General features: G+C 53.6%; 11 protein-coding genes. 7 read left to right on the forward strand and 4 right to left on the reverse strand.

Going from position 1 to position 12847, the window contains the following annotated elements; translation table 11 throughout:
• Window positions 1–94: 94 nt before the first annotated feature.
• Window positions 95–970 carry an ion transporter gene (locus HW115_RS14125; RefSeq protein WP_178933556.1) on the reverse strand — a complete coding sequence of 292 codons (876 nt, stop codon included), beginning with the start codon at window positions 968–970 and terminating at the stop codon, window positions 95–97.
• A gap of 240 nt (window positions 971–1210) precedes the next feature.
• Between HW115_RS14125 and rplM the strand changes: the two genes are divergently transcribed.
• The 7 genes from rplM to HW115_RS14160 all read left to right on the forward strand — a co-directional run bounded on the left by rplM (window position 1211) and on the right by HW115_RS14160 (window position 7299).
• Window positions 1211–1642, forward strand: coding sequence for a 50S ribosomal protein L13 (rplM, locus tag HW115_RS14130; protein ID WP_178933557.1), 432 nt, complete (start codon window positions 1211–1213; stop codon window positions 1640–1642).
• Window positions 1643–1682: 40 nt separating this feature from the next.
• Window positions 1683–2078, forward strand: a complete 396-nt coding sequence (gene rpsI, locus HW115_RS14135; RefSeq protein WP_178933558.1) for a 30S ribosomal protein S9 — start codon at window positions 1683–1685, stop codon at window positions 2076–2078.
• A 39-nt stretch (window positions 2079–2117) separates the two neighbouring features.
• Window positions 2118–2273 carry a small basic protein gene (locus tag HW115_RS14140; protein WP_178933559.1) on the forward strand — a complete coding sequence of 52 codons (156 nt, stop codon included), beginning with the start codon at window positions 2118–2120 and terminating at the stop codon, window positions 2271–2273.
• 117 nt (window positions 2274–2390) lie between these two features.
• Entirely contained in the window at window positions 2391–3263 is an 873-nt protein-coding gene (locus HW115_RS14145) for a pseudouridine synthase (RefSeq protein WP_178933560.1), read from the forward strand.
• A 74-nt stretch (window positions 3264–3337) separates the two neighbouring features.
• Window positions 3338–5290 carry an acetate--CoA ligase gene (acs, locus tag HW115_RS14150; RefSeq protein WP_178933561.1) on the forward strand — a complete coding sequence of 651 codons (1953 nt, stop codon included), beginning with the start codon at window positions 3338–3340 and terminating at the stop codon, window positions 5288–5290.
• Window positions 5291–5315: 25 nt separating this feature from the next.
• A complete protein-coding gene (locus HW115_RS14155; RefSeq protein ID WP_178933562.1) occupies window positions 5316–6191 on the forward strand; it encodes a hypothetical protein in 876 nt (291 codons plus the stop codon).
• A 130-nt stretch (window positions 6192–6321) separates the two neighbouring features.
• Window positions 6322–7299 (forward strand): histone deacetylase family protein, encoded by a 978-nt coding sequence (locus HW115_RS14160; RefSeq protein ID WP_178933563.1) that lies wholly within the window; start codon window positions 6322–6324, stop codon window positions 7297–7299.
• A 230-nt stretch (window positions 7300–7529) separates the two neighbouring features.
• Here HW115_RS14160 and HW115_RS14165 read toward each other — a convergent pair whose 3' ends face one another.
• The 3 genes from HW115_RS14165 to HW115_RS14175 are packed head-to-tail and all read right to left on the reverse strand — an operon-like array spanning window position 7530 to window position 12722.
• On the reverse strand, window positions 7530–9338 hold the full coding sequence (locus tag HW115_RS14165) for an esterase/lipase family protein (RefSeq protein ID WP_178933564.1): 1809 nt from the start codon (window positions 9336–9338) through the stop codon (window positions 7530–7532).
• Between the two features lie 51 nt (window positions 9339–9389).
• The gene (pta, locus tag HW115_RS14170) at window positions 9390–11483 is read right to left on the reverse strand and encodes a phosphate acetyltransferase (RefSeq protein WP_178933565.1); all 2094 of its coding nucleotides are present in this window, start codon (window positions 11481–11483) and stop codon (window positions 9390–9392) included.
• Window positions 11484–11534: 51 nt separating this feature from the next.
• Complete coding sequence (locus HW115_RS14175) at window positions 11535–12722, reverse strand: acetate/propionate family kinase (protein ID WP_178933566.1); 1188 nt, start codon at window positions 12720–12722, stop codon at window positions 11535–11537.
• Window positions 12723–12847: the final 125 nt, after the last annotated feature.

The following is a 12847-nucleotide window of genomic DNA, read 5'->3' on the forward strand; positions in this document are numbered from 1 at the left end:
TCTGCAAACTAGTCCATTGTCTGTGCTTGGAAAGGGCGAATTTAAATTTTTTGTTGGGTTGGATGGCGATTGTCCATACATGCATGGACAATGGCTAGGCATCGAGGTGCTCGCCACATTTACGGCAGTAAATGGCGTCGCGTAGGTGTCCATGAACACCGCAGCCGGGGCAGGCATCCGTTGTTTCGTCCTTATACATGGCTTCGCGGACCATGTCGCCGGCCACGATGCCCGTGGGCACGGCAATGATGGCGTAACCGGTCAGAACCATCAGGGCGGTGATCAATTTGCCCAGGGCTGAACAGGCGACGACGTCACCGTAGCCAACGGTCGTGATGGACACGATGGCGTAGTAGATGCTGATTGGGATACTGGTGAACTGGGAGCCCTCCTTGCCGGATTCGACAACGTACATCACGGTTCCCGCCAGGATGGCAAAAATAAGCACGGCGGTGAAAAAGACCGTGATTTTGGCGCGTGAGGCAGCCAAGCCGCGAAGAATGACGTCGGCACCACGGACGTGGCCAACCATTTTGAGGACCCGAAACATCCTTAACAGGCGCAGCGTGCGAATGACCGCAAAATGACTGTTGGCTCCGGAAATCAGGTAAACGTAGCCTGGAACGCAGGAGAGTAGGTCAACGACGCCGTAGAAACTGAAAATATACTTCCATGGTCGACGGACCAGCCAGATGCGCAGAAGGTATTCAAGGGTAAAGGCGATGGTGAAAGTCCACTCGGCAAAAATCAGGAAGTCATGGTATTTTTTGCTGAATTCCGGGATGCTTTCGAGCATCACGACAATCACGCTGGCTCCGATGAACCAGAGTAGGGCGATGTCGAACACTCGTCCCGCCGGGGTTTCCGCTTCGAAGATGATTTCCCAAAGGCGCTGTTTGAAGTTTCCACGGTGGGACGAATGGTGGGGGTTTTCGCGTTCCGGGTCGGAGTTGGAATGTTGATCAGGCACCTCTTGATAATGAGGAAATGTTGATGAAATGTCAAACCGCAGCTTCGGTGCTGTTTTTGCTTGTTTGGGTAAGGTCTTGAGTGTGAAAACACACTCAAACTCAGCTTTTTATGAAACGGGTGGAGATTTGGGTTGACATGTGAAGGGCTTCCTCCTAGCTTGCGCGCCCCTCGTCAGGAGGTGGGCAGGTCGTCTGCCCTGGGAAACCCGCATTAACAACGCAAATTATTAATTAAAAGTATGAAAACTTTTTCAGCCAAAGCTCAGGATGTTGAGCGTAAATGGTACGTGATTGACGCCGAAAACAAGGTGCTCGGTCAGGTAGCCGTCGAGGCCGCGAATCTTCTTCGCGGAAAGAACAAGCCCATTTTCACCCCTCACGTTGACACCGGCGATTTTGTCGTGATCACCAATGCTGAGAAAGTGGTTCTTACCGGAAACAAGGAATCGGACAAAATCTACACCCGTTATACTGGTTACGTTGGTAACCAAAAGGTGGAGACTCCTAAGAAGGTGCGTGCCCGCCGCCCCGAGCTTTTGCTTGAGCGTGCTGTTCGCGGCATGATTCCTCACAACAAGCTTGGTGATGCGATCTACAAGAAGCTGAAAGTGGTGGTTGGGCCTGAACACGGTCACGATGCCCAGCAGCCAGAAGCCTACGAAGTTAAGTAACCCGCGTTTGATCCTATAACCTTTTATTATTTTTATTCCAATGAGCGAAGCAACAACACACTGCGCCACCGGACGTCGCAAGACATCCGTCGCCCGCGTCTGGGTTACCCCCGGCACCGGTAAGATTACTGTCAACAACAAGACATTCGAAGACTACGTTCCTACGGTGACGCTTCAGAATGCCGTGCTTGAGCCATTCCAAAAAGCCAATCTGGTCAACAAGTTTGACGTCAAGGTTGTCGCCAAAGGAGGTGGACTCGCCGGTCAGGTCGGAGCCATCCGCCTCGGTCTCTCCCGTGCCCTTTGCGAATACGACGAAGAGCTTCGTCCTGCTTTGAAAGAAGCCGGTCTGATGCGTCGTGATCCTCGCCAGAAAGAGCGTAAGAAATACGGTCAGCCAGGTGCTCGTAAGAAGTTCCAGTTCTCCAAGCGTTAATACTCGCTACGATCGAAACCTATTATCTATTCAAGAAATATGTCCAAGCACGCATCTCTCAAAGTTGGCGGTGGAGCCAGTGGCAAGCGTTCCGTTCTCAAGCGGTTCGAGCGGATTAAACTGCTCAAAGAGCGCGGCCAGTGGAAAGAAGGCAAGAGCCCGATCGGTCTGCCTAAAACCAAGCCTGAAGCGTAAGTCGGGAATGCTCCCGGCAACACGCCACATTATTTTCAACCCGCCCCGTGGTATCCATCGGGCGGGTTTTTTCATCCTGAGTTTATTCCCAAATCTTTTCTAACCGACTTTTTCATCATGGCAACCACCGGACAAGGCATTCGCCTTAACAAGTATCTCGCATCCTGCGGCGTCGGATCCAGACGTGCCTGTGATGCGATCATTCAAGAGGGGCGCGTGTATGTGAATAACGCGGTGTGTATCAATCTTGCGACTCGGGTTGTTGCTGAAGATGTGGTTCGGGTGGGGCGTAAAGTGGTTCGGCCACGATCGACGGAAGTGATTTTGTTGAACAAGCCAAGAGGCTTGGTTTGCACCTCCAGTGACGAGCTGAACAGGGAGACGGTTTACAGTATTTTACCGCCAAAGTATCGACATCTGAAACACGTCGGGCGTTTGGATATGGATTCCGAAGGTTTGTTGGTGATGACCAATGATGGTGAGTTGGCTTTGTCATTGACTCACCCTCGACAGAAGGTTGAAAAAGAATACCTGGTGACTTTGGATCAATCGTTTTCGAACGAAGTGATCGATCAATTGATTGCAGGTGTGCACACTCCGGAAGGTCGGGCTTCTGCCAAGTCGGTTCGCAGGGTGTCTTCACGCCGGGTTCGGGTGGTATTGGTTACGGGGATGAAGCGCCAGATTCGTATGATGTTTGAGGCTCTGCATCTGAAGGTGACCAAGTTGGTTCGGGTTCGTATTGGCACACTGGTCGGAGAAGGTCTTGAACTTGGGAAATGCCGGGTGCTCGACGAGGAGGATATTCAGGCGCTGCAGACCAATCCTGAACCCGCTAAGGGGAGGAGCGACCGTGGATTTGATGCCGGCAAAAAGCCCGGACTTGCTAGAAAGCCCGGACGTCGTCCGGCAAAAAAAATGGGTCGCCCCGGGGGAAAAAGGAAATCTCCAAGAACGACGGGTAATTCGGTGAAAAAAAGGAGAAAGTAAGACGAAAAGGAGAGTTGTCGGATCAGGTTAATTAGGTATGGTTTTCGGACTTGGTAAAACCAAACCCTAAGATCATGAGTAAAAACATCGAAAGTCACCTGAGCGAAGACCGCGAATTTAAACCCTCCAAGGAATTCTCCAAAAAAGCCCGGATTTCCAGCATGGCGCAATACAAGCGCATGTACAAGGAGTCGATCGAGAAGCCTGCCACCTTCTGGGCGCGTGAAGCCAAAGAGCTACAGTGGTCGAAGCAATGGACCAAGGTGCTTGACTGGAAGGCTCCGTATGCCAAGTGGTTTGTTGGCGGAAAGACCAATATTTGTGTGAATTGCGTGGACCGCCACGTCGAGGAAGGACGGGGCACCAAGGCTGCGATCATTTGGGAGGGCGAACCTGGTGACAAGCGCACTTTGACCTATCAACAGCTTCAGCGCGAAGTGTGTCGATTTGCGAATGTGCTGCAGGCCAATGGAGTAAAGTCCAAGGACCGGGTGTTGATTTATATGCCCATGACTCCCGAGGCTAGTATTGCGATGTTGGCCTGTGCCCGTATCGGGGCGGTTCACTCCATTGTGTTTGGTGGGTTTTCCGCAGAGTCGATCAAGGACCGTTTGGAGGATTCCAAAGCCGTGGCCGTGATTACGGCGGACGGAGGTTGGCGTCGTGGCGGGGTGATCGATCTTAAAGCCAATGTGGATGACGCTCTGAAAGGGGACAAAACGGTCAAAAAAGTCATTGTGCTCAAGCGCACGGAAAATGAAGTCAAGATGAAGCGGGGCCGTGATGTTTGGTGGCATGAAGAAGCCGCCAAGGTTCCGGCGACGCACAAGGCAAGGGCATTCGACAGCGAGCATCCCTTGTTCATTCTTTACACTTCGGGCTCGACCGGAAAGCCCAAGGGGATTTTACATACAACCGGGGGATACATGATCAGCACGTACACCACGTGTAAGTATATTTTTGATATGCGTGATGATGATGTTTACTGGTGCACCGCTGACGTTGGTTGGATCACCGGGCATTCTTACATCACTTATGGGCCGATGCTGAATGGCGTGACTCAGGTTATGTATGAGGGAGCTCCTAATTTCCCTGACTTTTCGCGCTTCTGGCAAATCGTCGAAGAATACGGGGTGACCATTTTTTATACTGCCCCGACCGCTATCCGTGCCTTTATCAAGGCGGGTGACGAGCTCGTGGAGAAACATGACTTGTCATCATTGCGCTTGCTTGGAACCGTCGGTGAACCGATCAATCCGGAAGCTTGGATGTGGTATTACGATAAGATCGGTGGTGGCCGTTGTCCGATTGTCGATACCTGGTGGCAGACGGAGACCGGTGCCATTATGCTTTCGCCATTGCCTGGGTGCACCCCGATCAAACCGGGGACCGCTACACTGCCTTTCTTTGGGGTGGATGCTGCGATTCTGGATGAAACAGGTCAGGAATGTAAGGCGAACGAAGGTGGGCGACTGGTCATTCGCCAGCCATGGCCGTCGATGCTTCGGACGATTTACGGTGACAAAAAGCGATATAAAGATACCTACTGGAGTGATTACTCCGGGATGTACACTGCGGGAGATGGAGCGCGCCGCGATAAGAAAGGAAACTTCTGGATCGTGGGCCGTCTTGATGATGTTCTCAACGTTTCAGGGCACCGCCTGGGAACGGCGGAGGTGGAGAGTGCTTTGGTGTCACATAAAGCGGTTGCCGAGGCTGCCGTGGTGGGTCGGCCACATGATATCAAGGGGCAGGCCGTAGTTGCTTTTGTCTCCTTGCGAGCTGGAGTGGAAAGCTCGGACGCCTTGTTGAAGGAGGTTCGGGATCACGTTGGTAAAATCATCGGAGCGATTGCCAAACCTGACGATGTTTATTTCACTCAAGCCTTGCCAAAAACCAGATCAGGGAAGATTATGCGCCGCCTTCTTAAGGAGCTTGTTGCCACTGGTAAAGCCACGGGTAACATGACCACCCTTGAGGATATCAATGTTGTCCGAAACCTGGAAGCGCTGGTTCAGAAAAAATAGCGCGTTTCAGATTTGACCCACAGAGATGAACACCTCCCGTTACATTATTTCCAGAATCCTGCTATCCTTCGGATGGCACCGCAAAAACAGACGTCTTACCGAGGCGGCCGATGAGATGCATTTGCTTCGACAGGCCGAAGAGATCCTTGGTGAAGACGTTTGGGAGCTCGCCGAGGATATCGAGGAGATCAGCGTGGAATACTGGAGCTTGCGCAAGCTGAAAATGGATGTGGCCAAGCTCAAGGACGCTATTCAGGAGGCAGATGTCTTGTTGAGCTCCTCGCATGAGGAGCGCAACGTGATTCTCACCCAGACCAACAAGGAGTGTCAGGCGCTCGAAGCCAAGCGTAATGACTACATCAAGGGATCGGAAAAACTGATCGCCAAGAGGGATCGGACAGTGGCCGAGGCCAAGCAAATCAAGCGAAAGTTTGAGGCTGCCCGAACTAAAATTCAGGTTCTGGGACGAGAAGGCGGGAACGAGGAGGTGATCGCCGGGGAGCGCCAAAAAGTGGAGCAGTATAAAAAAGAATTTGGAGAGCTTAAAAAGCAGAGGGATGTGATTGGGGCCCAAGTGGCAGCATTGGATGAGAAAATCATGCATGTTGAAGAAACCTTGGGGCACGATCGTAAGCGTTTGCGTGATGAAGCCTCCAGTGCTTATCAGAGCATCGGTAAGGCGAATCGGGATATTTCAAAATTGGCGGCCGAAGTGGGTGCTGTGGAGGCTGAGATGAAATTACATTTTTGTGAAATCGGGCGTTATGTTAGTCACCATGTTGGTATGGACGAGACGTGCACCCGCATCTGCAAAGACCACGCGCACTTGGTGGCCCAAATGCAAAGTTTGCGCAGTTCGATTGCCTTGAACCACAAGTTGGCGGCGATGGCCAACGTCTGATATCTGAGTGGAGGTGCGATAGTGGGGCCTTGCGACCGCTCTGTTATGCAGTAGGCGTGGATTCCATGTCATGACGTGAGCATTCGCTTCTTGCGATGCTTGAGTGTTGCCTTCAGAGTGGCTGGACACGATGGCGAAACGAACGACAGCGCAGACCGGTATTCTCTATGACACTCGGTACACCGAACATGATACGGGAGATTTACATCCTGAAAATGCCGAGCGTTACGTCGCCGTGATGCATTCGTTGAAGGGATTGAGGCAGGAGAATCGAGACCGTTTGTCTCGTCTCGGTTGGATTCCGGCGGAGATCGGGGATGTCTTACTCTGCCATGAAGCGTGGTATCATGACGTGGTGCGGATGGATGTGGATCAGTTCGCTGAGGTTCTGCGCACTGGGGATACGGCGATTTGTCCTGAATCTTATGATGTGGCGATGGCCGCGGTTGGTGCCTCGTTATCGGCTGTGGATGCGGTTTGTGAAGGGGGGTTGGCAAATGCATTTGCTGCTGTGAGGCCTCCGGGTCACCACGCATCTCAAGGGAAAGGGATGGGTTTTTGTATTTTCAACAATGTCGCGATTGCGGCCCGGCATGCCCAGAAGCGCCATGGAATGAAGCGGGTGGCTATCCTGGATTGGGATGTGCATCATGGGAATGGAACCCAGGATATTTTTTATGATGATGCTTCTGTTTTGTTTGTCTCTAGCCACGAAGAGGATCTCTTTCCTCATACCGGATCGCCTGAGGAAACCGGAGGAGGAGAGGGGGTGGGCTTGACGGCTAATTTTCCGGTTGCTTCCGGTGTTGGGGGCGATGTGCTGCTTCCCTTGTGGCGAGACAAGATCGGTCCATTGGTTCTGGATTTTAACCCTGATCTGATTGTGATATCGGCGGGGTTTGATGCACGTGTAGATGACCCCGTCGGTATGCTGGCATTGACTGACCAAGATTTTGCCGAACTCACCGGCATGGTTTGCGCATGGGCGGATGCCTGTTGTGATGGTCGTGTGGTTTCAATTCTCGAAGGTGGCTATGACCCTCAGGGGCTTGCTTCTGCGGTGAATGCGCACGTTGGAGCCTTGATGCAAGCTGGTAATACCATTTGATCAGTTAAATTGGCTGAATGGCACTGAAGGTTTTCGATTTTAACTAGGCACAAGGAAGGCGCATAGCGGGCTATGCAACTGACGCGCAACAACGGTAAAATCTAAAAGATTCAGTGCCCCCTTGCCGTTCAGCTTGCTGACTGACTCATCATCTTAACCCCAAACCATTCTGCCAATTTAACTGGGAGAATGGTATAAGGTGTCGGGGAGTTCTCCATCATGACCTGATACTAGCGCTTCTGTTGTTTGAGGTGCAGGTGCAGGATTCGCGAAAGCTCATGGTGGGCTTCGGGGTGCAGGTGGGCTTCGTGGTTTGCGGGGACGATTTTTTCCGATGCCGCGCCTTCCATATGGGAACTCCAGTAGGGCACGACGCCGTCCGAACTTTTTGCCGGATTATTTTTTCCTCGGTCACCAATGATTGAGTGGTAGGTGACCTTTTGGCTGAATGGTTGATCGATCAAAAATTTCAGCGACGGGTTGTTGGGTTTGAGTCGGCTGATGGAGTCTGCCGGACCATCGCTATTGATCAGGGATCGGCCGAGTTCCGTCATGTTTTCGGCGGTTGCCGAGACCTGCAGGCTGATGATATTTTTGGGAAGAGTGATTAGCGACGCTCCGATTCGGCCAATCCAGTTGTTTGCCAGTTCGCTGCCTCGATGGGGGGTTGCGACAAACACAACCCTGTCGATAGGTTCGAGGACCGGGGGCGAAAAGAGAGGGCGTGCCCGGGCCATGACGGATTGGGGGTCGTTGATCGTTTCCGAGGAGTGCTTGAAGAGCCGGTTCCAAAGATCTTCGTCAAATTGGCGGCTTTGCACGGAGGAAAGAATGCCACCCATGCTGTGACCAATAAGCACCGTCCGATTGAGTTCACGGTTGGCGTCGACATTGTGCTGACGGTAAAAAGTCAGGAGTTTACTCCGCAATTCGGTCCCCGTGACCAAGGGGGAGATGCTGGTGGGGTAGAAGTAGTAAAAAAACTGGTAGTTCTCCCGGATGGTTTTGTCGGCCAAGAGAAAGTTGGTGGGGGTGGTCCAGGTTGAGGGTTGTGAAATCAAGCCGTGGATGAAGATGACTGGGATTTTACCGGGGTCGTAGGGACCCAGAGAAAAGAGCCCGGACCCGCGGTTGAACTTTTGCGGGGCCAGAGCGATACTCAGCCCGAGCAGTGAGGATTCACTATCCATGGTGGCTGCAACGGCTGCCGAGTAGTCGGCCGAGAGAGGTCTGGGAGATCCGGTGATTCGGGTCTGGTCGGTTTCCAGTAGGTTGGTCAATGTCAGTCGGGCGTGGCCCGGGCGAGGGTAATCGATGATGGCATTGACCGGGATGTGCATACCATCCGGTGACAAGAGCGGGTTGTGTTGTTTTCTCTCGGGGCTTGGGGATTGGCTGCCGATGATGGCCGCTCCCAATCCGGTGGAGGTGTAGTGGTTGGCTCCAACGTTGCCGTAGACGTGGGTGTCGATAGGATGAACCTCATCAAAAAACGAGGGATGGAGCGTGTGCGGACTCTCAGTGTTGAAGTTGAGGGTTCTTCCACCGAGTTGGACACCTTGCATTCCTTTCTTGAGTTGGCGACTGTGAACCAGAAGTTCCGTCGTCTGGCCAACAGCGTGGATGTAGAGTTGGTGCGCGATGATCAGGCGTTTTTTCTCACCCCAGTAGGCTCGTTCGGAGGGGTTTGCATTGTCACGGACGACGGGCCAGAGGGTTTCGGCAGCCTTCAGATAGTGGGCCGCTGCTTGTTCCCGGGATTTCCCTAGGCTCTTTTGTGCGCGGAAGACCTCTCGCTCTGCGATGGCGATGCGTTCGTCGTTACTGCTGGGCGTTTTTCTCCCCTGCATTTGCATGCATTGGATGTAATAGAGTGAACTTCCGGACATCCACGCCCGGTTCAAGGTAGAGGCCGGAGCATCGTTGTAGGCGATGTATGTTGGAGATGATCGAAAATACGGGTCCTGGGTGCAGGCACCCAAGAGCAGAGCCGCGATCAGGCCGGTCAGGAAATGCGAGTAGCGCAGGATGCTTGACATAAGAGAGCCATTTTCCTGACTGGCCCGTAAACATCAAGGTCGAAATTGCCGCTATTGTGCCTGAATACTGGTGATGGCAATGGTAAAGACAATATCTTCGACCGAGGCTCCGCGGGAGAGATCGTTGACGGGTTTGTTTAGCCCCTGCAGCACGGGTCCCATGGAAATAACATTGCCGGCTCGCTGCACCGCCTTGTAGGTGGTGTTGCCTGTATTGAGGTCAGGGAAGATGTAGACGGTGGCATCACCTGCTACGGCACTGTTGGGTGCTTTGGTTTTGGCAATGCTGGCATTACTCGCTGCATCATATTGCAGCGGGCCGTCGACCATGATATTGGGTTGGAGCTCCTTGACCCTTGCGGTGGCGGTCCTGACTTTATCCACATCACTGCCGGATCCCGAATCGTGAGTGGAATAGGAAATCATGGCCACGCGGGGGTCGATTCCAAAGGCCTTGGCGGTGCTGCTGCTCTGAATCGCAATGTCGGCAAGTTGGCTGGCATCAGGATCCAGATTGATGGCACAGTCTCCGTAAACCAGAACCTGGTCGGGAAGGCACATGAAAAAGACGGATGAGACACTGCTCACTCCGGGTGCGGTGCGGATCAGTTGCAGCGCAGGGCGGATCGTATCGGCTGTGGAATGAATGGCTCCAGAGACCAAGCCGTCAACGTGCCCCTCGGCAAGCATCATGGTGCCCAGTGTAATGTTGTTTTCCAGACGGCTGACCGCTTGTTCCTTGGAGAGGTTTTTGTGTTTCCGTAGCTCCATGAAAGAGTCGATATAGCGATCCCGATAGTCCTGTGGGTCGAGAATTTCAATATCTGTCGGGAAATCGATCCCCAGGGTTGCGGCCGAGTTGAGGATGTTGGCGTGGTTCCCCAGTAGGACAGGCTTGGCGACGCCTCGCTTGTGGCAAATGACCGCTGCCTCGATCGTGCGGGGCTCTTCTCCTTCGGGTAAGACAATCCGCTTGGGGTTGCTGCGGGCAATCTGGCTGATCTGGTGTCGGAATGCAGGTGGTGAAAGTCGTGGTTTATTCGGCGTTTCGCTGTATTTCTGGAGCCACTGGGTGTCGAGGTGGCGGGCAACGTGGTTGACCAGATGTTCCAAGCGGGCGGTGTCGTCTGTCGGGATCTCGGGGTTGAGGGATGACAGGACATTGGCGGTCTCCAGAGAGGACGTGGCGGTGGTCATTACGGGGAGCCCGGAATCGATGCCGGCTTGGCAGAATTCGAGCACGGCCTCGGATGGATGGGTGTCTCCGGTGAGAATCAGGCCTGCGATGGGGATGCCGGTCAAGGCTGCGTAGCAGGTGCTCAGAATGATATCCGAGCGGTCGGCAGGGGTCACGATGAGGGAGCCGGCGTGAAAGGTATGGGTGACGTGGTCAATGTTTCGGGCGCAGAGGTGGGTGCTGGTGACCCTGCGGGTGTTGATTTCGCCTTCGTTGAGAATTTTGGCATTCAGAGGCTCAATGAGGTCCGAGGTCCTGAGTTGGGTGAGCCGGGCATCGTATGGGATCAATCCAAGTAATTTGAGTTCTCCGTTTTTCAACGGGAGTGTCTCATTGGTGAGGTCGATGTTGGGTTTGCTCTCTTCGGATTGGTCCTTGTTGTTTTGATTGATGATCGCTCCGAGAACGCGGTCGTTGTGGTTGCGGTCGATGGCCTCACAGGCGGAGTCGAGTCGACGGCAAATACGTTTTTTTGCTTTCTCCAGACATTTGCCTTTGGCTGAAGCGACGAAGATGACTTCGGCGTTGAGTGCGTGGGCGATCCTCGGGTTGAGGGAGTTCAGAAACTGGTTTTTCGAGGACGCCTGCAATCCTTCGACGATAACGATATCGGCATTCTCGGCTGCTTGCTGGTATTTTTCAGTGATTTGTTCCAGCAGGGTTTCACTTGCCCCGGAAGCGAGCATCATCTCGGTTTCCTCCATCGAAATGGGTTCGGGGGGCGTCAGTGATGTGGTTGTTTTGATGTAAGCGGTCGAGAGATCTTCGCTTTGCTCATGATAAGACTGACTGATGGGCTTGAAAAAGCTGACGTGGATTCCCATCCGGTCGAGGGCTCGGACAAGCCCGATCGATGTCGAGGTGAGCCCGGCGTGGTCTGACAGGGGGACAACGAGAATGGTGTGCATGGTGAAGCGTGGTTCGGTGGCTTTGTTAGTGTAGGGGAACTGGATTGTGACTTATCCGTGCAAGGTTTGCTCGGTGAGTCGGGCAATCATCAGCTCTTCTCTGGTGGGGATTACCACGGCAGTGGCTGGGCTGTCATCGCAGGTGATAACGCCTCGGTGGTTCTTGCCGTGGTTGGGGTTGCGCTCAGGATCGATATTGAGCCCCAGGTGTTGGAGGTGTTCCATGATCCTGGCTCTGGTGCGGAAATCGTTTTCTCCGATGCCGCCTGTGAAAATCAAGGTGTCGAGTCCTCCTGTGGCGACGGTGAGTGCCGCCAGGGATTTGGCGGCGCGGTAACAGAAGATTTCTACCGCCATGGCCGCTTCATGGCAGCCGTCGTCGGCATGTTTGCGGCAGGTGCGCATGTCATTGGATTGTCCGCTCAATCCGAGTAAGCCGGATTGCTTGTTGAGTAGATCGGAGATCTCCTGGATGCTCATGTTGAGTTGTTCACCAAGAAAGATCAGCAATCCGGGGTCAATGTCTCCGCTGCGGGTTCCCATGACCAGACCTTCCAAGGGGGTCAGGCCCATGGTGGTGTCTACGCTTTTGCCATTCAGGATGGCCGTAGCCGAGCAGCCGTTGCCGAGGTGGGAGCTGATGATTCTGGATTGCTCGATTGGGAAGGCGAGTTGGTCTGCTGCGGCCTGGGCGACGTAGCCGTGGCTGCTCCCGTGGAACCCGTAACGGCGCACCCCGTGATTGCTGTAGAACTCACGGGGAATGGCATAGAGGTAGGCGTGCTCCGGAAGCGTTTGGTGGAATGAGGTATCGAAGACCGCCACCTGCGGGGTGTCGGGGAAAATTTGTTGGGCCACCTTGATTCCCAGCAGTCCACTGGGGTTGTGTAGTGGTGCCAGATGATTACAGGATTCGATGATTTGCAGGGCTTCATCGTTGATTAATGCAGGGGCTGTGAAGTGTTCCCCGCCGTGAACCACCCGGTGCCCGACGGCGTCCGGTTGTTGTTTGAGCACCTTGTGTTCGTGGAGTTTTGAGATGGCGAGCCTGAGCGCCTGCTCGTGAAGTTCGTCCGGAATATCAATTTCGAGTTCCTGTTCCGGGAGGTCGAGTTCCAGTCTGGCACCGGGGGTGCCAAGCCGTTCGGCCATTCCGGAGGTGACGGGTTCAGGTGCCGATCCGTCGTAAAGAGCGAAGCGAAGAGAGGATGAGCCTGTGTTGAGGACGAGAGTGAGCATAGCCTTGGAAAAACTGGGCGTAAATTGCTCCTTCCGAATCGGACTTGCAAGGGGAAACAATGAGCCGTTTAGCCCATACTCTATGCATGTTTTGCCTGTGTGTCCACGTTGGGAATGGGGAGGGC

It is taken from the genome of Oceaniferula marina, assembly GCF_013391475.1.
Classification (GTDB): domain Bacteria; phylum Verrucomicrobiota; class Verrucomicrobiia; order Verrucomicrobiales; family Akkermansiaceae; genus Oceaniferula; species Oceaniferula marina.

What these genes read in the sequence shown, in the direction of transcription:
- rplM (WP_178933557.1), top strand. Translation starts at nt 1,211, where the DNA reads ATGAAAACTTTTTCAGCCAAAGCTCAGGATGTTGAGCGTAAATGGTAC.
- rpsI (WP_178933558.1), top strand. Translation starts at nt 1,683, where the DNA reads ATGAGCGAAGCAACAACACACTGCGCCACCGGACGTCGCAAGACATCC.
- HW115_RS14140 (WP_178933559.1), top strand. Translation starts at nt 2,118, where the DNA reads ATGTCCAAGCACGCATCTCTCAAAGTTGGCGGTGGAGCCAGTGGCAAG.
- HW115_RS14145 (WP_178933560.1), top strand. Translation starts at nt 2,391, where the DNA reads ATGGCAACCACCGGACAAGGCATTCGCCTTAACAAGTATCTCGCATCC.
- acs (WP_178933561.1), top strand. Translation starts at nt 3,338, where the DNA reads ATGAGTAAAAACATCGAAAGTCACCTGAGCGAAGACCGCGAATTTAAA.
- HW115_RS14155 (WP_178933562.1), top strand. Translation starts at nt 5,316, where the DNA reads ATGAACACCTCCCGTTACATTATTTCCAGAATCCTGCTATCCTTCGGA.
- HW115_RS14160 (WP_178933563.1), top strand. Translation starts at nt 6,322, where the DNA reads ATGGCGAAACGAACGACAGCGCAGACCGGTATTCTCTATGACACTCGG.
- HW115_RS14165 (WP_178933564.1), bottom strand. Translation starts at nt 9,338, where the DNA reads ATGTCAAGCATCCTGCGCTACTCGCATTTCCTGACCGGCCTGATCGCG.
- pta (WP_178933565.1), bottom strand. Translation starts at nt 11,483, where the DNA reads ATGCACACCATTCTCGTTGTCCCCCTGTCAGACCACGCCGGGCTCACC.
- HW115_RS14175 (WP_178933566.1), bottom strand. Translation starts at nt 12,722, where the DNA reads ATGCTCACTCTCGTCCTCAACACAGGCTCATCCTCTCTTCGCTTCGCT.